The organism is Klebsiella sp. HMSC16C06 (assembly GCF_001808325.1).
GTDB classification, from domain to species: domain Bacteria; phylum Pseudomonadota; class Gammaproteobacteria; order Enterobacterales; family Enterobacteriaceae; genus Klebsiella; species Klebsiella variicola.
Window position 1 is genome coordinate 211,912 of record NZ_KV793012.1, and the last position, 22,080, is coordinate 233,991.

The following is a 22,080-nucleotide window of genomic DNA, read 5'->3' on the forward strand; positions in this document are numbered from 1 at the left end:
TGAATCTCACCCCGATAAATCAACCAGCGCAATGCGCGCAGAGGGTGTGATGCAAACTTACCAGACAGGCGATAGCCTGATTTTCAAAGTGCCGGAGCGCGAGATTACCCTGCAGCCGGCGGCGCTCTATCCAGAGGCGTTCCCGGTAGCGGAGGCGGACAACGTTATTCAGTCGATTGCGCTGTCGATCCACAGCTGGGTGGTGCAGACCCCCCACGATCTGATTGTTATCGATACCGCCACCGGCAACGGTCGGGAGCGCGGCGGCAATCCGCTCTATCATCAACTTAACACGCCGTATCTGGAGAATCTCCGCGCCGCGGGAGTGAACCCGGAGGACGTGACCCTGGTGCTACTGACCCACCTGCATACCGACCATGTCGGATGGAATACCGTCCGGCAGGACGATCGCTGGGTGCCGCTGTTTCCCAACGCCCGCTACCTGTGCTCGGCAAAAGAGCTGACGCGGGTGAAAAACAGCGAACGCTACCGGGCGCTGTGGCTCGACAGCCTGCTGCCGGTGATCGAGGCCGGCCAGCTGGAAACCGTCGATGTGGCGGCCCGGCCGCGGGTCGGCGGGCGGATCGACTTTATCCCCACCCCCGGCCACAGTCCGGACCATGCCGCGCTGATCCTCGCCGCTGGAGATGATTACGCCTGTTTCTCCGGCGATCTCCTTCATTCCCCGCTCCAGTTTGCCCATCCGCAGTGGAACTCAGCGTTCTGCGGCGATCCCCGGCAGGCGGAAGCCTCCCGACGGGAGATGATGGCGTGGGGGGCAAGCCATCATGCTCAATGGTTCACCGGGCATTTTGCCGGGTCTTCCTGCGGCTGGCTGGAGGAGGATAAGCAAGGTGACTATCGCTGGCGAGAGGCCGGGCAACAGGCTGAAGATAAGGGGAACAGTGATGAATAATGCGCAAAGCGTGTTGGTTTTTGGCGCGACCGGTCAGCAGGGCGGCTCGGTGGCGCGGGCGCTGCTGCACCGCGGCTGGCGGGTTCGGGCGCTGGTCAGGGATCCTTTCTCCGCCGGGGACGCTGCGCTGGCGGCACGGGGAGCCGAGCTGGTCGTGGGTACCTTTGAAGACCGGGCGGCAATGCGATCGGCAATGGCCGGGGTCGACGGCGTCTTCAGCGTCCAGCCCAGTTCGCCGGGAGGGACGGTGACCGATGAGCAGGAGGTACGCTACGGGATAACCATCGCCGATCTCGCCGTCGAGTGCGGGGTGAAGCATCTGGTGTACAGCTCCGGCAGCGCGGCGGGGGAGACGCCCACCGGCGTAGCGCATTATGACACCAAAGCGGAAATTGAACGGCATATCCGCCGCCTGCCGCTGGCGGCGACCATCGTGCGGCCCGCCACCTTTATGGAGCTGCTGGTGATGCCCGGTTTTGGCCTTGATGAGGGTCATTTTCATTTTTTTATGCTGCCGGAGGGGAGGATGCAGGTGCTGGCGGTGGAGGATATCGGCCATCTAGTCGCGGCGGTTTTTGCCGCGCCAGCGCGGTTTGCCGGCAAGACGTTTGAGATCGCCAGCGACAGCGTGACCGGCCGTCAACTGGAGGCGTTATTCTCCGCGGCGGCGGGACGGCCGATCCCCTATTCGCGATTTTCCGATGAGGTGCTGGCCGCCAGCCCTTTTCTGCACAAGCTGACCGGGCTGGTGGACGACGGGCGGCTGGCCGGGCACGCCGACCTCGACGCCATGCGCCAGCTGCACCCGCAGCTGCACACCTTCGCCGGCTGGCTGTCCGGCCCTGGCCGTCCCGCCTTCGAGCGGGCGCTGACCAGCGGGGCCAACTGGGCGTTTAATCGTTAAAGGCGGGCGTACCGGTCACTCTCGAGGCGCGCTGTCTCGTCGGTGGCTGGCCGCCGCTAGGCGGCAGTCAGGATCGCGTCGGCCAGCACCGCTAAAATCCGCTCTGCGCGCGGGGCATGGGAGGGCTGCTCCCGCAGCCAGGCAAGCGCGGCGATCAGATCGAACAGTTCGTCTCCGCTGAGATCTGGCCGTGCCTGCCCGGCCTGCTGCGCGCGGGTCAGCAGCGACGTACCGGCGGCGCGCAGGGCAACGCAGGCGCTGTGCAGGGCGGACTCAGGATCGTCGATGGCGCTCATCAGCGGGGCGATGATCCCGCGATGCTGATGGGTAAACGCCACGCTCTCGGCCAGCCACTCCAGCAGCGCCGCGGCAGGATCGGCGACGAGCAGAAGCGACTCAGCCCGGGCGGTTAGCGCCGCAAAGCGGCTGCGGAGCAGGGCTTCCAGCAGGCTGTCGCGGTTGGGAAAGTGGCGGTAGAGGGTTCCCATTCCGACGCCCGCCCGGCGGGCGATATCGCGCAGCGAGGCCTCGGCGCCTTGCTCCACAAACACTTCCCGGGCCACGTCGATCAACAGATCATAATTTTTTCTGGCATCAGCTCTCATTGGCGTTCCTTGACAATCGGAGCACTGCTCCATATATTCGGAACACTGCTCCGTTAAATATAACGCATTTCCATATGAGGAGAAAGCGATGTCGACGCAGATGATGAAGGCTGTTCAACAGCACGCCTTTGGCGGGCCGGAAGTCCTGAGCTATGACGATGCGCCACTGCCGGTGTTGCAGGCTGGCGAGGTGCTGGTGCAGGTGCACGCGGTGGGCGTGAACCCACCGGACAGCTATCTGCGCGATGGCTATCAACAGCTGCCCCCGGAGTGGCGGCCCGAGGTCCGCTTTCCCTTGATCCTCGGGACCGATCTCTCCGGGATGGTGGTGGCGCGGGCGGATGACGTCCGGGAGGTGGCGGTCGGCGACGAAGTCTACGCCATGGCGCGATTTCCTGAAGGGGCGGCAGGGGGCAGCCGCGCTTACGCCGAGTACGTTAGCGTACCGGTCAGCGACCTGGCCCGCAAACCCCTAACCCTGAGCCATCAGCAGGCCGCCGCGGTGCCGATGTCGCTCCTCACCGCCTGGCAGTTCATGATCGATCCCGGGCATGAGGTGGCGAATCCGCTGCAGCCGGGGCCGCATCGGCCGGTGCCGCTGGCGGGTAAACGCGTTCTGGTCAACGGTGCGGCGGGCGGCGTTGGTCATTTCGCCGTACAGCTGGCGAAGTGGCAGGGCGCCGAGGTGATTGCCGTCGCCGCGGGCCGCCATGAAGCCTTTTTACGTCAGCTCGGCGCCGATGCCGTTATCGACTATACGACCACTGCGGTTGAGGAGGCGGTGCGTGACCTGGATCTGGTCATCGATGCCCCGGGCGGCCCGGCCAGCGGTCGTTTTCTGCGTACCCTGCGGCGCGGCGGCGCGCTGTACCCGATTTTTCCGCTCGGCTTTGCCGGGGCGGAAGAGGCGCGACAGCGCGGAGTGACGGTCTCGACCACCCAGGTGCGCTCCAGCGGCGCGCAGCTCGCCCGGCTTGCCGGCCTGCTGGACGCCGGAGTCATCCGGGTGGCGATTGACAGCGTTTTCCCCCTTGCGCAGGCGCAGATGGCGCACGAGCGAGCGGTGCAAGGTCGTCTGCAGGGCAAAATTGTGCTGTCGGTGATGGACTCGTCAGCGAAGTAACCCCGGCGACGGACTAAAACAGCGCCAGCCGCGCAAGACGGTCCAGCGCGTTGCTCAGCGCCTCGTCGCCTGCCGTGAGGCTGATGCGAATAAACCCTTCACCCCCTTCGCCAAAACCAGTGCCCGGCGCCACCAGAATATGCGCTTCCTGCAGCAGCAGGCGGGCAAACGCCTGCGAACGGTAGCCGGGCGGCACGCCGAGCCAGAGGAAGAAAGTGCCTTGTGCAGCACGCGCTGGCCAGCGCAGCGCGGCCAGTCGACGCAGAACCCACTCCCGACGTTGATGATAGACCGCCGTCAGCTGCGCAATCCGTTCGGCCGGCAGGTTGAGCGCGGCGATCGCCGCATCCTGAATCGCGCCAAACACCGTGCTGTAGCTATGGGTGTGCAGCTTTTTAAACGCCCGGATAATCGAGGCGTTGCCGACCGCGAAGCCGAAGCGCCAGCCGGCCATATTAAAGGTCTTGGAAAAAGTATAGGTTTCCACTCCCCATGCTTTCGCGTCGGGCTGGGAGAAGAGGCTCAGCGGCGCATCGCTGGCCGCGCTGCCGATGGCCGCATAGGCAAAATCATGGAGGATCGGCACCTGGTGACGACGGGCAAATTGCAGAGCGCTGGCGAACAGCGCCGGCGTGGCGAGGGCGCCGGTTGGATTATGCGGGTAGTTAAGCACCACCAGCCCGGCCTTGTCAGCGACCTCCCGGGGGAGGTCGTTAAAATCCGGCAGGAAATGGTTCTCCGCCCTGAGCGGCAGGCCATAAAACGCGGCCTGGGACTGCAGCGCCGCCGAGCGGTAAATTGGATAGCAGGGATCGGTGGAGATCAGATATTGACCGGGGCTGAGCAGCGCCCGCGGGATGCCGCCAATGCCGATATGCGAACCCTGAAACACGGCGACTTCGCTGTGCGGATCGAGTTCCACATCATACTGCCGGCGGTAGAACTGGGCGATCGCCTCGCGGACCTGTGGTTTGCCCCAGAACGACGGGTAGCCATGGTTTTCACGACGATGAATGGCGCTCTGCAGCGAGTCAATCACTTCCGGCGGGGTGGGTTGATCCGGACTGCCGCTGGAAAGATCGATCAGCGGTAGCGCTTCGGTGTTGACCTCCGCGGCCAGTTTTTCCAGCAGGCTGAACAGATTCTCTTCCAGCGCGTCCACCAGCGGCGAAGCAGTAAAATCAGGCATAACATTCCCGGTTTAAGTCACGAATAATTAGCCATCTTTAAGGGATTTATTGCGCCTGGCTAAATAACAAAAAACGCAAAGGATTCTTGTTTTTAGGATATGTCGATATAGCAAAAGTTAATGAGGAATTAGCAAAAGGAAATCCGGCGTTCTGGCTTACAACCCACAGTCGGCTGTGATTTAATCGCTCAATATCGCCAACCTTCCAGGAAAATACCTTATGAACAAGTCAGTTGCGCTCGGGATGACTCTCGCCCTGTTGTCGGCCACCTCTTTTTATGCCGCCGCCGACGAACATCTTATTCGCGTCGGCTTTAACCCCGGGCCGTACAAAGAACAATTTGAGAAAGGCGTTGCGCCCTATTTATTGAGTAAAGGATATAAAATCGAATATAAGGATTTCAGCGACGGTATTCAGGTGAATGATGCAGTAGCCCGCGGGGATATCGAAGCGAATATTATGCAGCATCCGGTATATCTGAAAGCAATTAATGAGCGGCTGGGGATCGATAACGTGGGCATTGTGCAGGTCCCCACGCCGCCGATGGGGCTGTACGGCGGTAAACTGACCACCCTGGGGACGCCGGCGGCAGGGACCGTCGTGTCGGTACCGAACCAGCCGTCGAACGAATATCGCGCGGTGCTGGTGTTACAGAGTCTGGGCTGGGTGAAGGTCAAACCGGACAGCGACCCCGCCACTTTTTCGCAGCGCAATATCGTTGACAATCCGTACAAAATTGTCCTTAAAGAGATGGATAATGCCCAGCAGGTTCGCGCTCTGCCGGATGTCGACTATGGCCTGATTCAGGGCAATTTCGCCGTCTCCAGCGGTATGTCCCTGACCTCGGCATTAAAGCTGGAGGCAGCCACCAGCCATTTTATTAATGTCGTGACCGTCGCCGGTAAAAATCAGAAGGCGCAGTTTGCCAAAGATATTATCGATGGCTACCACTCTGCCGATTTCAAAAAATATATTCTCAGCCATCCGCAGTATGATGGTTACCTGCTTCCTGATTATTTAAAATGAATAACGCGATGATAGAGTTTCGCCACGTCAGTAAAAGCTTTTCCAGGAAAGGACATCCGGTTCTGGCCCTGCAGGATATTAATCTCAGCATTGAACGAGGCGATATTTTCGGCATTATTGGCTACAGCGGGGCAGGAAAAAGCACCTTATTACGGCTGATTAATCGTCTGGAAACGCCTGGCGAGGGCGAGGTGCTGTTAAACGGCGAGCCGCTACAGGCCTGCAGCGGCCAGCGCCTGCAGGCCATCAAAAAAGATATCGGCATGATCTTTCAGAATTTTAATCTGCTGAATTCGAAAACCGTTTTCCATAACATCGCCATCCCGCTGATTTTACAAGGCCGCGACAAGGCCTTTATCCAGGCGCGGGTGGCGGAACTGCTGGCGTTCGTCGATCTGAGCGACAAAATCCACAGCTACCCTAATGAGCTGTCGGGTGGACAAAAGCAGCGGGTCGGTATTGCCCGGGCGCTGGCCACCAACCCGTCGGTGCTGCTGTGCGATGAAGCCACCTCGGCGCTCGATCCCCACACCACGGTGCAGATCTTACTGCTCTTGCAGGAGATTAATCGCCGCTATGGCATCACCATCGTACTGATCACCCATGAGATGTCGGTGATCCAGAAAATCTGTCACAAGGTGGCGGTGATGCAGGCGGGCCGTATCGTTGAGCAGGGGACGGTTTTCGACCTCTTTGCCCAGCCGCAGCATCCGGTAACGGCCAGTTTCGTGCAGTCGGTGGTGCACGATCGTCTGCCGCAGCGGGTGGCGTCGCTCCTGCAGCGCGATAACGGCGCCCGGGCTATACGCCTCGAATTTATCGGCGCGACGGCGCAGCAGCCGATCATTAACCACCTGATCCGCGAGTATGCTGTCGAGGTGAATATCCTGTTTGCCAGCATGTCTGAAGTTCAGGGCCGGATTCTGGGATTTATGATTGTGCAACTCCTCGGCGAGCCTGACGAAACCGACCGCGCCATCACCCATCTGGCCGATGCAGGAGTGAAAATCACCCATGTTTGATCTTATTGATACCGCCATTACCGGCGATCAGTTTCTGCTGGCGCTGCATGACACGCTGATTATGGTCGCCGTCTCGCTGGGCTTTGGCGCGCTGATCGGCGTACCGTTAGGGATTGTGCTGGTGGTTTGCCGTCCCGGCGGCATCGTGGCCAACCCGGTGGTGCATCAGGCGTTGAATCCGCTGATTAACGTGCTGCGTTCGCTGCCGTTTATCATTTTGCTGATTGTGATCCTGCCCTTTACCCGACTGCTGGTGGGCACCACTATCGGCACCGCGGGGGCCATCGTGCCACTGATCGTTTTTGTCGCCCCCTACATTGCCCGGCTGGTGGAGAGCTCACTGCTGGAGGTGGATGAGGGGATCCTCGAAGCCGCGGATGCGATGGGCGCGACCCCCCTGCAGACGGTCTGGCATTTTATGCTGCCGGAGGCGGCAGCGTCGCTGATTCTGGCCCTTACCACGGCGACCATCGGCCTGCTTGGTGCGACCGCCATGGCAGGAACGGTGGGCGGCGGCGGAATTGGCGACCTGGCGATCACCTATGGCTATCAGCGCTTCGACGCCTTTGCCACCCTCACCACCGCCCTGGTGCTGATTGTGATTGTCCAGCTCATTCAGACGCTGGGCACCCGCCTGGCTCGCCGACTGCGTCGCGAATAACCGTCGTCCCGCCCCGGGGTAACCGCGGTTCGCGGGACAGCGGCTTAGCGCGTGGAGACCGCGGCAAAGGCATGGGCGACTCGCGCAATATTACCGTGGTTGAGCCCGGCCACGCAGACCCGACCGCTGGCGATCAGGTAAATGCCGTACTCTTCACGCAGGATGTCCACCTGCCGGGTGCTAAAGCCGGTATAACTGAACATGCCGCGCTGGGTCAGCAGATAGGAAAAATCACCCTCCGGCTGGGCGGCCTGCAGGGCCGTCACCAGCGCGACGCGCATGGCGCTGATGCGGGTGCGCATGGCTTCCACTTCTTCCTGCCACAAGGCGTTCAGCGCGGGAGCGTTGAGCACCTGCGATACCACCTGGGCGCCAAACCCCGGCGGGCTGGAGTAGTTGCGCCGCACGGTGGCTTTCAGCTGGCCCAGCACGCGCCCGGCGATATCGGCATTGTCGCAGACCACTGACAGGCCGCCAACCCGCTCGCCATACAGCGAAAATATCTTGGAAAACGAGTTGCTGACCAGCGCCGTCAGCCCGGCGCTGGCGATGGCGCGAATGGCATAGGCATCCTCGTCCAGTCCGCGGCCGAAGCCCTGGTAGGCGATATCAAGGAATGGGATCAGCTCCCTGCCGATCAGCACCTCAATCACGCGATCCCACTGCTCGCGGGTGAGATCGGCCCCCGTCGGGTTATGGCAGCAAGGGTGAAGCAGCACAATGCTGCGCGGCGGCAGTTGCTGGAGGGCGGCGAGCATAGCGGGGAAATTCACCCCGCGGGTGGCGCTGTCGAACCAGGGATAGGTATGTACCTCAAAGCCGGCGCCGGCAAAGATGGCAACGTGGTTCTCCCAGGTTGGATCGCTGACCCAGACCGCGGAGTCGGGGAAGTAGCGCTTGAGGAAATCAGCGCCCACCTTCAGCGCGCCGGAGCCCCCCAGCGTCTGGATGGTGGCGATGCGTCCGGCACGCAACGCCGGATGATTGTCGCCAAACAGCAGGGTCTGGACCGCACGGCGATAGGGCGCCAGCCCCTCCATCGGCAGATAAAGGCTGGCCTTTTGCTGCTGACTCTGCAGCCGGTCAGCGGCCTGACGGACCGCCTCCAGCTGGGGAATAATGGCCTGCTCGTTATAGTACAGCCCGATGCTGAGGTTAACTTTGTCTGCCCGGGGATCCTGTTGAAAGGCTTCCATCAGCGACAGGATAGGATCGCCCGCATAGGCGTCAACGTTCTGAAACACAGTGGTTACTCCTGAAATGACCGTCAAAGGTGAAGCCATTACACCGCGTAGCGTCCGGGACGGTGGTTCATGGCGATAATCGAATTCAAAATCACGGCGCCGAGGATAGAGACCAGCAGCATCGGCAGGCTTACTACCCACAGCGAGGCGGTGACGATGCAGGCGTCAACCACCATCTGGAATTTACCGGCGCGAATGCCGCTTTTGTCCTGCAGATAGAGGGCCAGAATATTAACGCCGCCGAGGCTCGCTTTATGGCGAAACAGCACCACAAAGCCGATGCCGACCATGATGTTGCCGAAGAGAGTGGCGTAATAGGGGTTCAGGCGATCGACATGGATAAAGTAACCGTGCAGGTCAGAGAACAGGGACACCAGTCCGACCGCGCAGAAGGTTTTCAGCGTGAAGGCGGCGCCCATCCGCCGGACGGAGAGCCAATAGAAAGGCAGGTTAATGACGAAGAAGACCACGCCAAACGGCAGGTGGGTGGCATAGTGGATCAGAAAGGCCATACCTGCCGTTCCGCCGGTCAGGGCGCCGGCCTGGCGAAATAAAATAATGCCAAAGGAGATCATCAGCGTGCCGAACAGCAGCGCCAGGGTATCCTCCAGCCAGGTGTGGGTCAGTTTTTCGGGGGAAAGGATATTATCCATAAATAAGCACTATCTTTTCGTTAACAAGGATAAGTCCTTGTTTGCAAAAATCGCACCAGAGGAGGGGGCCGGGCGATCGTTTGCGGAAAAAACAGGCGCTATTCAGCCTAACGTATTGTTATGCCAAAAAGAGAAAATTGCACGACTCATGCGATTTTCTGCATTACATTGCGCAAACCGTGCAAATTATCACGCTGTGATGCATTGACTAACCCTGCGTTTGCACCAGCGCAGGGCATCATGCCCTGATTCAGCGCAGCGGATCCGGGCCCGGCATCAGCTGGCCATTCTCTTTAAGGCGGTTGAGTATCACCGCGGTTTTCAGGTGGGCGACCCCTTTGTTTTGCGCCAGAATATGGCTGATCAAATGGCTCAGACCGGGCAGGTCCGGGACCGTCACCCGCAGCAGATAATCGGCGTCGCCGGTGGTTTTCCAGGCGTCCAGGATGGCGTCCACTTCACTGAGCATCTGGTGAAAGCTCTCCACGCATTGTGGGGTGTGATTCAGCAAGCGCACTTCTATCAGGCCCAGCATTTCCTGCCCGGCAGCATCCGGCGCCAGCCGCGCATGATAGCCGAGGATAAGCTGCGCCTGTTCAAGGGCGATGCGGCGCCGTGAACACTGGGAGGCGGACAGGCCGATGAGATCGCTCAGTTCCTGATTGGTCAAACGGCCATTGGCCTGCAGCAGGGTGAGAATTTTCAAATCATAGTCGTCGATGTTGTACATGGTGGCCACTAGTGGAACGTCAGAGTGGTTAACAGCCTAACAGCTTTTTGCCCGCCGTGAAGTCTGACGACAGGGCGGCGACGCCGGCGCACCAAAACGGGTCAGCTTTATGCATGAGGAGGCTATTTTTCTCATGAACTGTGCGATTTCAGGCGGTTTATTGCGCGTTATGTTTGGCCTGGCGGCGCATGACTCACGCCCCAGAGCAGACGGATAAATAATATTTTAATAAAATTCAATATATTGCTCTTGCTCTTATGGCGGGATGCTGCGCCCTGGCCTGAAAGTTGCTATCGCCGAAGGTGACTTTTTTACAGACAGGGGCAGGTCAGAGATGACAACGCAGCAAGAGCATCAGTTAAAACGTGGGTTAAAAAACCGCCACATCCAGTTGATCGCCCTCGGGGGCGCGGTCGGCACCGGACTGTTTTTAGGTATCGCGCAGACGATCCGTATGGCAGGCCCCTCGGTCCTGCTGGGCTACGCCATCGCCGGAGCGATCGCCTTCTTCATCATGCGACAACTTGGCGAGATGGTGGTAGAGGAGCCGGTGGCGGGGTCGTTCAGCCATTTCGCCAACCGCTACTGGGGGCCTTTCGCCGGGTTTATGTCCGGCTGGAATTACTGGGTGTTGTATGTCCTGGTGAGCATGGCGGAGCTGACGGCGGTGGGGATCTATATTCAGTACTGGTGGCCGGAAGTACCCGCCTGGCTGTCGGCGGCGATCTTCTTCGTGGCGATCAACGCCATCAACCTGACGAATGTCAAAGTGTATGGCGAGCTGGAGTTTTGGTTCTCGATTGTCAAAGTGGCCGCCATCATCAGCATGATCGCCTTTGGCAGCTATCTGTTATTTAGCGGCCACGGCGGCCCGGCGGCGACGGTGGCCAACCTGTGGCAGGACGGGGGATTTTTTCCTAACGGTATCACGGGCTTAGTAATGGCGATGGCGGTAATCATGTTCTCCTTCGGCGGGCTTGAGCTGGTGGGGATCACCGCGGCGGAAGCCGACGAACCGCATAAAACCATTCCCAAAGCCACCAACCAGGTGATCTACCGTATTCTGCTGTTTTATGTGGGTTCGCTGGCGGTCCTGCTGTCACTCTATCCCTGGCGTAACGTCGTGGAGGGGGGTAGCCCCTTTGTGCTGATCTTTCATGCCATTGACAGCAATATTGTGGCCAACGCTCTCAATCTGGTGGTGCTCACCGCCGCGCTGTCGGTCTACAACAGCTGTGTGTACTGCAACAGCCGGATGCTGTTCGGCCTGGCTCAGCAGGGCAATGCTCCGCGGGCGCTGCTGCGGGTTAACCGCCGGGGGATCCCGTTGACCGCGCTGGCGGTATCTGCCGTCGCCACGGCGCTTTGCGTGGTGATTAACTATGTGATGCCTGGTAAAGCGTTTGGCCTGCTGATGGCGCTGGTGGTGGCGGCCCTGGTGATTAACTGGGCGATGATCTGCATCACCCATCTCAAGTTTCGTCGCGCTATGCAGCGGGCCGGGAAGGTAACGGCCTTCCAAAGCCTCGGCTATCCCCTGACTAACTGGCTGTGCCTGCTGTTTCTCGCCGGGATCCTCGTGGTGATGTATCTGACTCCCGACATCCGCATCTCCGTCTGCCTGATCCCGGTATGGCTGCTGATCCTCGCCGCAGGCTATCTGCTGCGGAAGAAAAGCGCCCCGGCGCTGGTGGCGATGAAAGAAGGTTAATCGCCAACACCCTGCCGGGCGGCAGGGTGATATTCTCATCGTGAAAATAACGTCAATACTTCTAGTGGATTTTATAATTCCTATAAATGATAACCGGACATGTTAATCTGGGAATAGATGACATGAACATGCTTTTTATTGATCTTGCGTGGCGCTTTGGTAATATCCCGACGGCATTCAGGTTTATTTTATAATGCCACCGAATGGAATAGTAAAATACATAATGGAGTATGGGATGAAGCATGTTCATAAACTGGTCTGGATAGGCCTGTTCGTCAATATTATTATCTGTTTTGTCGCGCGAAATTTATTACTCGATGAAGGACAGCTGAACTTTCATCATCGGGCGGACAGCATGTGGTCCTGGCTGGTGCTCGCTCTGTTTATCGCCGTGGTGGTTCAGGCCGTCAGTATTATGTTGTCGGGCCGCTATCCTTATCTGGCCATCGTGCTGGCATTTATTGGCGGTATCGTGATGGTGCCCGCCAGCATGATCTTTCTGGTTGGCTGTATGTTCAGCTTTCAAACGCGGATTAACGCCGGTTTTACCCCGTGGCGGTCAACAACCGGGGCGATGGTCCGCGACGATAATCACCAGCTATTAACCTTTAATGCATCCGGTTTTTATCCGCAGGGGGCGCTGGCGCTCATCGCCGGCATTATTATCTTAATGATTGGCATGGGTATTGGCGGGGTATTTATTGCCGCCGGCATTGTTGCGCTGTGCAATGGCTATCGTCTGCAGAATCGGGTGGTGATTGGCGTGAGCGGCGAGTCGATGATATTTACACCGGGGCTCTATGCCGATACCTACGTTATTCCGTTAGGTGACGTTGTGCTGGCTGAGCGCGGGAATAATGATGCGAAAGTTCGGCTACGGATCCGTTCCAGCGGCAGAAGCTTCACGTTGCGTAAAAAACTGCTCGCCGGCGATGACGTCAATGATGCCTTCGCCGCCATTCTGGCCAAACTGTCCACGGTTTAAGGCCGACGGGGAAGGGAAGCCGCCAGGAGAGAAACACCTGGCGGCGACAGCGTGGGTTAGCATGCGCGTTCATCGCGCCAGCCTGCACCCACGCCCTACAACACCAGGTTGCATGTTAATCCACGTTGGTAAAATAATCGCGCGCGGCGGTCTCGACGCGTTTCGCATCCAGCCCGGTCTTCTCAGTGATCTGTTCGATAAACGGTTTAAATTTCTCGTCCATCACGTTACCCCCGTCCCAGTGGGCGACGTAAAATTTGCACTGATAGCGATAAAAATGGAGAGTGGTATCTCCTAACGTGTAGTACATGAGCTTCTCCTGTCCATTAATGCGGTCGCCGCGTCCACAGCGTCAGCAACCCTTTTCTCATCACGATCGATCTGCTCTCTATCCTCCTCCCAATTGGCTGAAATTTCCAGCGGTGCTTTGCGCTATAAAGCAGGATAAAAGAGGGTTATATTGCGGACGAGTAGTGATTTTTTCTGAAATGGAACGGAGGAACCGGTTACCTGCGGGATGCGCAGATAACCGGAGAGCAGGCAGGATTAGCGCAGCGCGTTGCGCTCGTCGTCGGTCAGGTCCAGGGTCTGCACCATGCCGCTTTCTGCAGCGCGCACCGCCGCTTCCAGAACGGCCATTACCGCCAGCGCTTCAACCGGCGGCACCGGATTGGCGATCTGACCGTTCAGCGCGTCGCGGATCTGCATATAGTACTGGCGCTGATCGCCCTGCGGAGTGGCCTGAGAGTGGGTCTGCAGCGAGGCGTCATAGATCACCAGCTTGTCATCATCCTGACCCCAGCCGGCACTTCCCGGCTCCACGCCCGCCAGCAACTGGCTCTCCTGCTGGTCGGCCCGCGCTTTGATAACGCTGCCTTTATCGCCGTGCACGGTGAAGCGCGAGGAGCCGCCCGCGACCAGCATGCTGCAGTGCAGGATCGCTTTATGCGCCGGGTAGTTTAATACCACATGCGCCCAGTCGTTGATCTCCGCGCCGTCGCGCAGGGTGGCGATATTGCCTTGTACCGACTGCGGCAAACCAAACAGCTGCAGCGCCTGGTCGATCAGGTGGGGCCCCAGATCGAACCATAAACCACTGCCCGGGACGTTCTGCTCACGCCAGCGGACGCGAACTTCCGGACGGAAGCGGTCAAAATGCGACTCGAAGTGTTTCACCGTGCCAATGGCGCCCTGCTCAATGACCTGACGGATCCCCAGGTAGTCGCTGTCCCAGCGGCGGTTATGGAAGACGGAGAGCAGGCGCTGTTTCTCCTCAGCCAGGGCGATCAGCTCCCGGGCTTCCTGCATATCGAGGGTAAAAGGTTTGTCCACCACCACATGCTTACCGGCGTTCAGCGCCAGGCGGGCCAGCGGCGCGTGGGTGGCGTTGGGGGAGGCGATGACCACCAGATCGACATCCGGATGCTGAACCGCTGCCTCCGGGGAGGCGATGACCGTGACATCCGGCAGGTCGCGTTTGACTTTCTCTTCATCGCGCGAGGCGACGAACGCCAGATTCAGACCCGGCACTGAACGGATAAGCGGCGCGTGGAAGGTCTTACCGACGAAGCCATAGCCAATCAGGGCGATATTTATTGTGTTGTTACTCATCAGGTTCTCCACGCGGTTAAGCGACAGCAATGTGTACAGAGAGGGCGGGGTCATCCCCCAGCTCAGCCCAGGGACGATCAAGAAAAAGATGGTGAATATCGCTGAGCCCGGCCACCAGCCACGGCTCGCAATGGTTGACTTTGGTATGGTCTGCCACCAGCCAGTGCTCTGCGCTGGCGGCCAGCATGGCGCGCTTCACGTCAGCATCGGCCTCCTGGCTGGCGCTCAGCCCCAGCCCGGCATGAAGCGCGCAGGCGCCGAGAATGGCGATGTCGGCCCGGTAGCGGGCGACCAGCGACAGCGTAGCGCTGCCGGCGAACAGCCGCTGTTCACTGTCCCACTGGCCGCCAAGCAGGATCAGCTGGATATCGGTACGGTCGCTAAACAGCTGGGCGATATCCAGCGAAGGCGTGATCACGGTCATCGGCCCTTTAAGCTGAGCGGCGACCGCCAGCACCGTGCTTCCGGCGTCGAGAAACAGCGTCGAGCCGAGGGGGATGCGCGCGGCGACCTGCTGACCCAGGCGCTGCTTGGTCTGGGGGAGCAGGGCGTTTCGACCCTGGCGCGTCATCGCCGGGACGTTAAGAGCGATGGCGCCGCCGTGGCTTTTCTGCAGGACACCCTGTTTTTCCAGCTCGCTCAGATCCCGGCGAATGGTATCGGCGGAGACCTGGAGCCCTTCGACCAGTTCGCTGATGCTTAGCTGGCCGTTTTCACTCAGCCTGTCGAGGATGTGTTTTTGTCTGGCGAGCTTATGCATGGCAAGCGACTCCGCAAATTAACGCAATAAACAGCATAATACAGCAATGAGTGGCAAAATAAACCGCAAAAAGACGCATTGAGATCGGCAAAACGGGAAGAACTTGATTTCACTACGCTTTAACGTTAAATGAGGAGTGCAGCGCGACCCGGGGCGAAAGCGCTTTTTAATGAAGCTATTAGCCCTACTTACCGGGCAATAAAAAGCGAAAAAGCGCGCTTTCGCGTACCTTATAGAGAGTGCGCGCAATGTGACAGGTATGGATTAACGGAGGTTGAGTGGACGCGATTAAAGGCTCGGAGTTGCAAATACCGGACGCGATCTTCGCGTGGGTGCTCGACGGGCAGGGGGGCGTGAAGCCGCTCACCGATAACGATATTATCGACAAAGACAAGCCCTGCTGGCTGCATCTGAATTATACCCACAGCGACAGCGCCGACTGGCTGGCGGCCACCCCGTTGCTGCCCAATAATGTGCGTGACGCCCTGGCGGGAGAGAGCACCCGGCCACGGGTGACGCGGATCGGCGACGGGGCGCTGATTACCCTGCGCTGCATTAACGGCAGTACTGATGAGCGTCCCGACCAGCTGGTGGCGATGCGTCTGTATATGGACGAGCGGCTGATCGTCTCCACCCGTCAGCGCAAGGTGCTGGCGCTGGACGATGTGCTGTGCGACCTGAAGGAGGGCAATGGCCCGACGGACGGCGGCAGCTGGCTGGTGGAAGTCTGCGATGCGCTGACCGATCATGCCAGCGAGTTTATCGAACAGCTGCACGACCGCATTATCGACCTGGAAGATGACCTGCTTGACCAACAGGTGCCACCGCGCGGTTTTCTCGCGCTGCTGCGTAAGCAACTGATTGTGATGCGCCGCTATATGGCGCCGCAGCGCGACGTTTATGCCCGGCTGGCCAGCGAGCGGCTGCCGTGGATGAGTGACGATCAGCGGCGGCGGATGCAGGATATCGCTGAGCGGCTGGGGCGCGGTCTGGATGAGATCGACAGCTGTATCGCCCGGACGGCGATCATGAGCGACGAGATCGCCCAGATTATGCAGGAGTCGCTGGCGCGGCGGACCTACACGATGTCGTTGATGGCGATGGTGTTTCTGCCCAGCACCTTTTTAACCGGCCTGTTCGGCGTCAACCTTGGCGGGATCCCGGGAAACAGCTGGCATCTGGGGTTTAGCCTCTTCTGCCTGATGTTAGTTGTTGTCATCGGTGGTGTTGCGTGGTGGTTACATCGCAGTAAATGGTTGTAAAGAATCGCCTTTTAGCGGCCGCATTGCCGGGAAAACCCGGCAATGTTTGAGCGAAATCAATAAACCACCTACCCATTCAGGGCAATATCTCTCTCGCAGGTGAATGCAACGTCAAGCGATGGGCGTTGCGCTCCATATTGTCTTACTTCCTTTTTTGAATTACTGCATAGCACAATTGATTCGTACGACGCCGACTTTGTTGAGTCGGCTTTTTTTTTGCGCTCTCCGGACCAGCTTCTACGCTTACTAAGACACCCGACGGTCTTCAGGCCGTTAAGCCTGCGGGTACGCCCGTATTACTCTCCGGGAGGCCTCTATGCATTACGCTTCAGGGCTGACAGCCCAGTCTATCCCCATCTCACCCGAGCCGAACGATCCGGCTCCTTTACCCGACCCACGACCGCGTCCGCAGCCGCAGCCCGATCCGCCGCCTGACGAAGAGCCGATTAAATTGTCGCATCAGGCGCGGAGATCTGCGAGGATACGCGCCTGCAGATTGTCCGTCCTTTAATACGAGAATACATTGTGACCGCTTTTTCTACCCTGACTGTTTTACCTGCCGCCCAATTAGCCAACCTTAATGAGCTGGGTTATCTGTCGATGACCCCGGTTCAGGCCGCCGCCCTGCCGGCGATCCTTGCGGGGAAAGATGTGCGCGTGCAGGCAAAAACCGGCAGCGGAAAAACGGCCGCATTTGGGCTGGGTCTGCTGCAGCATATCGATCCGGCGCGCTTTGAAACCCAGTCGCTGGTGCTGTGTCCGACCCGCGAGCTGGCCGATCAGGTTGCCGGCGAGCTGCGTCGCCTGGCGCGCTGCCTGCCGAACATCAAGATTCTGATGCTCTGCGGCGGGCAGCCCTTTGGCGCCCAGCGAGATTCACTCCAGCACGCCCCGCATATCATCGTCGCCACCCCGGGCCGTCTGCTCGATCATCTGCAGAAGGGGACCGTCTCCCTTGACGCGCTGCAGACGCTGGTGATGGATGAAGCGGACCGCATGCTCGATATGGGCTTCAGCGACGCCATCGACGAGGTGATCCGCTTCGCGCCGGCTGACCGGCAGACCCTGCTGTTTTCCGCCACCTGGCCGGCGGCAATCGCGGCGATCAGCGGCCGGGTGCAGCGCAATCCGCAGACAATTGAGATCGACACTGTCGATGCGCTCCCGGCGATTGAACAGCAGTTCTTTGAAGTTTCCCGCCACGGTAAGATTGCCCTGCTGCAGCGCCTGCTCAGCCAGCATCAACCCGCATCCTGTGTGGTGTTCTGCAACACCAAACGCGATTGCCAGGCGGTCTGCGATGCGCTCAACGCCGCCGGGCAGAGCGCCTTGTCGCTGCACGGTGATCTCGAGCAGCGCGACCGCGATCAGACGCTGGTGCGCTTCGCCAACGGCAGCGTCCGGGTTCTGGTGGCGACCGACGTCGCCGCCCGCGGCCTCGACATCAAATCCCTCGCGCTGGTGGTGAACTTCGAGCTGGCCTGGGATCCGGAGGTGCATGTTCACCGCATCGGCCGTACCGCCCGCGCCGGCGAACAAGGGTTGGCCATCAGCTTCTGTGCGCCGGAAGAGGCGCAGCGCGCCACGATCCTGGCCGACATGCTGCAGCTCTCCCTGAACTGGCTGCCGGCGCCGACGGGCAACACCATCGCACCGCTGACGGCGGAGATGGCCACGCTGTGTATTGACGGCGGTAAAAAGGCGAAAATGCGCCCGGGAGATGTGCTGGGAGCCCTGACCGGGGATATGGGTTTTGACGGTGCCGATATCGGCAAAATTACCGTCCATCCGGCTCATGTCTATGTGGCGATCCGCCAGAATATGGCGCAGAAGGCGTATAAGCAGTTACAAAATGGCAAGATTAAGGGCAAAGCCTGCCGCGTTCGACTGCTGAAGTAAGGGCAGGTTAGTGCGTCTCAGGCGGCTGCCTGAGACGCGTGAGTGTTATTTCACTTCGACTACGTTCAGACGCAGCTCATCGAGACGGGCGTCTTCTTCTTCCGGCTGCCAGCCGGCGGGCTGCAGGGGAATATCTTCCCGGTCAAACGCCAGATCGCCACCGTCCACTACCTCGGAGCCGTGGGTGATACCTTTAAAGTCAAACAGATTGACATCGCTCAGATGTGAAGGCACCACGTTCTGCATCGCGCTGAACATGGTTTCAATGCGCCCAGGATAACGCTTATCCCAGTCGCGGAGCATATCGGCGATCACCTGACGCTGCAGATTTGGCTGCGAACCGCACAGGTTGCACGGAATAATCGGGAAGCCTTTGGCCTGGGAGAAGCGCTCGATGTCCTTTTCGCGGCAGTACGCCAGCGGGCGGATGACGATGTGTTTGCCGTCGTCGCTCATTAGCTTCGGCGGCATCCCTTTCATTTTGCCGCCGTAGAACATATTCAGGAACAGCGTTTGCAGGATGTCATCGCGATGATGGCCGAGGGCGATCTTGGTCGCCCCGAGCTCGGTGGCGGTACGGTAGAGGATGCCGCGACGCAGGCGAGAGCACAGCGAGCAGGTGGTTTTCCCTTCCGGGATCTTCTCTTTGACGATGCCGTAGGTATTCTCTTCGACAATCTTGTATTCCACGCCCAGCTGCTCAAGATACGCCGGCAGAATATGCTCCGGGAAACCAGGCTGTTTCTGATCGAGGTTCACCGCCACCAGCGAGAAGGAGATGGGCGCGCTTTTCTGCAGATTACGCAGGATCTCCAGCATGGTATAGCTGTCCTTGCCGCCAGAAAGACAAACCATAATGCGGTCGCCCTCTTCAATCATATTGAAGTCGGCAATCGCCTCACCGACGTTGCGGCGCAGACGTTTCTGCAGCTTATCGATGTTGTATTTGTCTTTCTTTGTAAGTTCTTGATTTTCTTGCATTGTTAACATTCTCAAAATCTAAAAGGGGCATATAGGGGGCAAAACGTGTTAAAGCCCAAGCCGGGAATTCAACATAGAAACCTGGTCGCTGTTCATTTCTTCTATCCATGTACTATAAACGTCGTACACCATTTGCGCGTTTTCATGCCCCATCTGATTGGCTATAAAAGACGGGTTTGCGCCAGCCGTCAGGAGCCAGCAGGCAAAAGTATGCCGCGTATGGTACGGATTCCTGCGGCGAATGCCAGCGCGTTTTACTGCAGCTTCCCATCTGCTGCCTATGCTGCTGTGCGAATAGCAGGGTTTTTGCTCGCCTTTCCGTCTCCGCGGCATGAAAACAAATCGCAAATTCTGTTCCTCGCTTGAGCCGTATTCCCTGTGGTGAAACGTGATAGTGGATACCGGATGTCCAGCTGTCAGTTCATGCTGCGCTTTCAGCGCGTCCAGGGCAGGGCCGAGCAATTGTATCGTCCGGTTTCCTGCCGCTGTTTTTGGTGGGCCGAACATGCCGTTTGCTGTCAGATTCCGGCAAACGTGTATCACGCCCTTATCCAGATCGACATCTTCCCATGCCAGAGCCGCCAGCTCACCATGCCGCACACCAGAATAGACGGCGAATTTCCACATGTTCTGGCTTTGGCCTCGTTCACTTGCCATGAGGGCTGCAAATTCCTCTCTTGTAAGTGGGTCAGGCTTAACCCTTGTTTTACGCAGGCTTTTTACGCTCTCAAATGGTTTATGTTGGATAAAACCCGACATGTACGCAAAATTCAGAATTGAGCACAGTAACGAAACATAATTGTTGACAGTCGAAACTGTTCTGCCTTTTTTATTTTTACGCTTGTTTTTTGAATAGAAGGTTTCTCCTGTTAGCAATTCGTTTCTACAATTAAGAACGTCACTATATCCAATAGCAGTGAGCATAGTGTTTCCGTTCATGATTTTTATTATTGTATCAATCTGGGATTTTGTTTTCTTTAGAGTATTGGCGCTGATTTCAGTTTCTTTAATTTTAAGCCATAGTTCACACAGTGCATGAAATGTGCTCACCTGTAACGTGGTGTTAATCGCTACCGCCTTTTTGGATGATGGGAATCGACGACCATAATCAAATTCCCCCATGCTTATTTCACTGGTAATTACCGCTCTTAAATTTCCAGCTTTCTTTATATTTGAGGGGCTTACAATCCACCCCTTTAACACCTCACGGCAGCGCTTACCTTTATACATAAACCAGACGCATATTCTGTTACCACGAATCTCTACGCCTGTAGGTAGTGTTGCCATTTCACGAATCCTGGATAAATTTATTTATTTCCGGATAGTTGTACCAGGTAGTTCCACGCAAAGTTTTTTCGCCAGAAGGGGAAACTCTTTTAAAGTGCACTCCCTCTATCCAGGCTCCTTGTCGGTAACTTTCAATCTGCCGGGCTCCAAGGCCAGTTCGCGCCATCAGAGCCTTTTCAACCATCCACTCTTCATTAAAAATAATCTGCGCCATATAAACCTCTCTGGCGACATGCCGATTATAAGCATGTCCGCCTCAGTGGATTGATATTTCGTTATCAGGCTACCTGCCCTGGTAAGGAACGCAGTCGGCGCATGCCGATCATTGCTGTGGCCACGTAACTCGATTTTCTGTTCACCACCTCCACCCAGACCTTTACTCCTTCAATCTGCACCGTATATGTCTCTTTCATTTGGTTGCGTCCGTAATCGCCGTAACGTTCAACATGCTTAGCCAGTGCCGCATCACAGGCCTGGCGGCCCAGCGGTGATTGTTTGCTTCGGTTAATCAGTCGCATATTCACCTCACACAAAAACATCAACTGGATCGCCAGCTGCGCGCGCGTTGTCGTTCGCTTCCCGGCGGAGGCCGAGAACATAGCCAACGGGATCCCAACAGGACAGGATTGCATTAAGTTCTTTCTGGCTGTGCCAGGTTGTCAGGCGTTTTTTAAGCTCGGTGGCGCAGGCACGCACGTTCGCCCGGGTGGGGCCGGCCATCTTCATGCACAAGCACAATGTCAGAAGCAGATCCGAATATTCGTCGGTGGCTGCGCGCAATGCTGCCGGGTCGATGCTGGCTTCCAGCTCGGGTAATTGATGTTTAAGACTCATGCTGCACCGCCTTCAACGCGCTTGAACTCGATAACCCAAACCCAGGGGTTGGCATTCCAACTATCTGAACCGTAGATTGATGCCCACAGGCGCGCGAATACATCAGCTACACAGTCGCCACTCTTCATGTCGGCGGCACTGCACCCTTCGCGTAACGCATCGCGATCACTAATACTCTTCAACCGTTCAACCCGCACGTCGGTGATTTCCAGCAGAATGCGGCTGGCCCAGCGCGGCATATGGATAGATGGTCGCCAGCAGCAATGCAGTTCATCATCTGCATCGTAAAACTCTGGCGCAGGCACGCCGTCAGCCTTGTAAACACAAAACTCTGACTTCTCAAAAGGAGTTGAGTCTTTGCAATAGCTATCCATAAGGTCGAAATCGAATAGCGGCCCCTGAAACGTCTCTCGCACCCAGATACGATCGCCGACGGAACCGAACGGACATGGATGCCAGAAATCGAAAGCATGCTCTGCATCTTCGCTCCACGGCCATTTGCTACCGTCTTCACGCTCACCAATTTCAGTGAACCGAGTCTGTTTCCATTTGATAGGTCGCCGGGTCTGCGTCTTCCGGCCGTCAAGGATGGCCCGCACCATCTCAGCGTTAAAAATCATTCCGCGTTCAGTAATTTTCGTCATATCGTTACCGGGAGGGCGAGCCCTCCCGCCTC

At 58.0% G+C, this 22,080-nt stretch carries 25 protein-coding genes; 11 read left to right on the forward strand and 14 right to left on the reverse strand.

The features are described 5' to 3' along the window. Window positions 1–46: 46 nt before the first annotated feature. Together HMPREF3142_RS19830 and HMPREF3142_RS19835 are read left to right on the forward strand one after the other, a co-directional pair. Window positions 47–916 carry an MBL fold metallo-hydrolase gene (locus HMPREF3142_RS19830; protein ID WP_165451788.1) on the forward strand — a complete coding sequence of 290 codons (870 nt, stop codon included), beginning with the start codon at window positions 47–49 and terminating at the stop codon, window positions 914–916. Further along, a complete protein-coding gene (locus tag HMPREF3142_RS19835) occupies window positions 909–1,820 on the forward strand; it encodes an NmrA/HSCARG family protein (protein WP_070612405.1) in 912 nt (303 codons plus the stop codon). Before HMPREF3142_RS19830 ends, HMPREF3142_RS19835 begins: the two co-directional genes overlap by 8 nt. A gap of 56 nt (window positions 1,821–1,876) precedes the next feature. Here the strand turns inward: HMPREF3142_RS19835 and HMPREF3142_RS19840 are convergent, their stop codons facing one another. Beyond that, a complete protein-coding gene (locus tag HMPREF3142_RS19840; RefSeq protein WP_023297494.1) occupies window positions 1,877–2,425 on the reverse strand; it encodes a TetR/AcrR family transcriptional regulator in 549 nt (182 codons plus the stop codon). An 88-nt stretch (window positions 2,426–2,513) separates the two neighbouring features. On the opposite strand from HMPREF3142_RS19840, the gene HMPREF3142_RS19845 reads away from it, so the two are divergent. Beyond that, window positions 2,514–3,548: an NADP-dependent oxidoreductase gene (locus HMPREF3142_RS19845; protein WP_070612410.1), complete on the forward strand. Its 1,035-nt coding sequence runs from the start codon at window positions 2,514–2,516 to the stop codon at window positions 3,546–3,548. Window positions 3,549–3,561: 13 nt separating this feature from the next. Here HMPREF3142_RS19845 and HMPREF3142_RS19850 read toward each other — a convergent pair whose 3' ends face one another. Next, window positions 3,562–4,737: an aminotransferase class I/II-fold pyridoxal phosphate-dependent enzyme gene (locus HMPREF3142_RS19850; protein WP_064171634.1), complete on the reverse strand. Its 1,176-nt coding sequence runs from the start codon at window positions 4,735–4,737 to the stop codon at window positions 3,562–3,564. Between the two features lie 220 nt (window positions 4,738–4,957). Between HMPREF3142_RS19850 and HMPREF3142_RS19855 the strand changes: the two genes are divergently transcribed. From HMPREF3142_RS19855 to HMPREF3142_RS19865, 3 genes are read left to right on the forward strand one after another with little or no spacing between them, the layout of a single operon-like run. After that, window positions 4,958–5,764, forward strand: coding sequence for a MetQ/NlpA family ABC transporter substrate-binding protein (locus HMPREF3142_RS19855; protein ID WP_012968382.1), 807 nt, complete (start codon window positions 4,958–4,960; stop codon window positions 5,762–5,764). Window positions 5,765–5,772: 8 nt separating this feature from the next. Next, window positions 5,773–6,786, forward strand: a complete 1,014-nt coding sequence (locus HMPREF3142_RS19860; protein WP_008805160.1) for a methionine ABC transporter ATP-binding protein — start codon at window positions 5,773–5,775, stop codon at window positions 6,784–6,786. Further along, window positions 6,779–7,447 carry a methionine ABC transporter permease gene (locus tag HMPREF3142_RS19865; protein WP_004892563.1) on the forward strand — a complete coding sequence of 223 codons (669 nt, stop codon included), beginning with the start codon at window positions 6,779–6,781 and terminating at the stop codon, window positions 7,445–7,447. The genes HMPREF3142_RS19860 and HMPREF3142_RS19865 overlap by 8 nt, the downstream gene beginning before the upstream one ends. 44 nt (window positions 7,448–7,491) lie before the next feature. Here HMPREF3142_RS19865 and HMPREF3142_RS19870 read toward each other — a convergent pair whose 3' ends face one another. The 3 genes from HMPREF3142_RS19870 to HMPREF3142_RS19880 form a co-directional block, all read right to left on the reverse strand. Further along, window positions 7,492–8,691 (reverse strand): amino acid aminotransferase, encoded by a 1,200-nt coding sequence (locus HMPREF3142_RS19870; protein ID WP_012968380.1) that lies wholly within the window; start codon window positions 8,689–8,691, stop codon window positions 7,492–7,494. A gap of 38 nt (window positions 8,692–8,729) precedes the next feature. Next, complete coding sequence (locus HMPREF3142_RS19875) at window positions 8,730–9,344, reverse strand: YitT family protein (protein WP_002902402.1); 615 nt, start codon at window positions 9,342–9,344, stop codon at window positions 8,730–8,732. 250 nt (window positions 9,345–9,594) lie between these two features. After that, on the reverse strand, window positions 9,595–10,074 hold the full coding sequence (locus HMPREF3142_RS19880) for an Lrp/AsnC family transcriptional regulator (RefSeq protein WP_008805158.1): 480 nt from the start codon (window positions 10,072–10,074) through the stop codon (window positions 9,595–9,597). Between the two features lie 334 nt (window positions 10,075–10,408). Between HMPREF3142_RS19880 and HMPREF3142_RS19885 the strand changes: the two genes are divergently transcribed. After that, entirely contained in the window at window positions 10,409–11,785 is a 1,377-nt protein-coding gene (locus tag HMPREF3142_RS19885; RefSeq protein ID WP_008805157.1) for an amino acid permease, read from the forward strand. A 235-nt stretch (window positions 11,786–12,020) separates the two neighbouring features. Beyond that, on the forward strand, window positions 12,021–12,770 hold the full coding sequence (locus HMPREF3142_RS19890) for a hypothetical protein (protein WP_064171637.1): 750 nt from the start codon (window positions 12,021–12,023) through the stop codon (window positions 12,768–12,770). A 115-nt stretch (window positions 12,771–12,885) separates the two neighbouring features. On the opposite strand, the gene HMPREF3142_RS19895 is transcribed toward HMPREF3142_RS19890, so the two are convergent. The 3 genes from HMPREF3142_RS19895 to HMPREF3142_RS19905 form a co-directional block, all read right to left on the reverse strand. Next, on the reverse strand, window positions 12,886–13,080 hold the full coding sequence (locus HMPREF3142_RS19895) for a hypothetical protein (protein ID WP_008805155.1): 195 nt from the start codon (window positions 13,078–13,080) through the stop codon (window positions 12,886–12,888). Window positions 13,081–13,316: 236 nt separating this feature from the next. Further along, window positions 13,317–14,435, reverse strand: coding sequence for an oxidoreductase (locus HMPREF3142_RS19900; RefSeq protein WP_077270058.1), 1,119 nt, complete (start codon window positions 14,433–14,435; stop codon window positions 13,317–13,319). After that, the gene (locus HMPREF3142_RS19905; RefSeq protein ID WP_070612412.1) at window positions 14,398–15,141 is read right to left on the reverse strand and encodes a DeoR/GlpR family DNA-binding transcription regulator; all 744 of its coding nucleotides are present in this window, start codon (window positions 15,139–15,141) and stop codon (window positions 14,398–14,400) included. Before HMPREF3142_RS19905 ends, HMPREF3142_RS19900 begins: the two co-directional genes overlap by 38 nt. A gap of 278 nt (window positions 15,142–15,419) precedes the next feature. Between HMPREF3142_RS19905 and zntB the strand changes: the two genes are divergently transcribed. The 3 genes from zntB (at window position 15,420) to dbpA (ending at window position 18,302) form a co-directional block, all read left to right on the forward strand. Beyond that, the gene (zntB, locus tag HMPREF3142_RS19910) at window positions 15,420–16,403 is read left to right on the forward strand and encodes a zinc transporter ZntB (protein WP_070612414.1); all 984 of its coding nucleotides are present in this window, start codon (window positions 15,420–15,422) and stop codon (window positions 16,401–16,403) included. A gap of 334 nt (window positions 16,404–16,737) precedes the next feature. Continuing rightward, a complete protein-coding gene (locus HMPREF3142_RS30125; protein WP_369707647.1) occupies window positions 16,738–16,914 on the forward strand; it encodes a proline-rich small protein YnaL in 177 nt (58 codons plus the stop codon). A 14-nt stretch (window positions 16,915–16,928) separates the two neighbouring features. After that, the gene (gene dbpA, locus HMPREF3142_RS19915; protein WP_008805151.1) at window positions 16,929–18,302 is read left to right on the forward strand and encodes an ATP-dependent RNA helicase DbpA; all 1,374 of its coding nucleotides are present in this window, start codon (window positions 16,929–16,931) and stop codon (window positions 18,300–18,302) included. A gap of 45 nt (window positions 18,303–18,347) precedes the next feature. On the opposite strand, the gene ttcA is transcribed toward dbpA, so the two are convergent. From ttcA to HMPREF3142_RS19945, 6 genes are all read right to left on the reverse strand, one after another. Continuing rightward, a complete protein-coding gene (ttcA, locus tag HMPREF3142_RS19920; RefSeq protein ID WP_070612416.1) occupies window positions 18,348–19,283 on the reverse strand; it encodes a tRNA 2-thiocytidine(32) synthetase TtcA in 936 nt (311 codons plus the stop codon). Between the two features lie 48 nt (window positions 19,284–19,331). Beyond that, window positions 19,332–20,570: a tyrosine-type recombinase/integrase gene (locus tag HMPREF3142_RS19925; protein ID WP_070612418.1), complete on the reverse strand. Its 1,239-nt coding sequence runs from the start codon at window positions 20,568–20,570 to the stop codon at window positions 19,332–19,334. A 1-nt stretch (window position 20,571) separates the two neighbouring features. Further along, a complete protein-coding gene (gene xisR / locus HMPREF3142_RS19930) occupies window positions 20,572–20,784 on the reverse strand; it encodes an excisionase family protein (RefSeq protein ID WP_023159475.1) in 213 nt (70 codons plus the stop codon). A 64-nt stretch (window positions 20,785–20,848) separates the two neighbouring features. Then, complete coding sequence (locus HMPREF3142_RS19935) at window positions 20,849–21,088, reverse strand: DUF4060 family protein (protein WP_032430507.1); 240 nt, start codon at window positions 21,086–21,088, stop codon at window positions 20,849–20,851. Window positions 21,089–21,095: 7 nt separating this feature from the next. After that, window positions 21,096–21,404: a DUF7740 domain-containing protein gene (locus HMPREF3142_RS19940; protein WP_070612420.1), complete on the reverse strand. Its 309-nt coding sequence runs from the start codon at window positions 21,402–21,404 to the stop codon at window positions 21,096–21,098. Then, window positions 21,401–22,048 (reverse strand): ASCH domain-containing protein, encoded by a 648-nt coding sequence (locus HMPREF3142_RS19945; protein ID WP_070612422.1) that lies wholly within the window; start codon window positions 22,046–22,048, stop codon window positions 21,401–21,403. Before HMPREF3142_RS19945 ends, HMPREF3142_RS19940 begins: the two co-directional genes overlap by 4 nt. Between the last annotated feature and the right edge of the window lie 32 nt (window positions 22,049–22,080).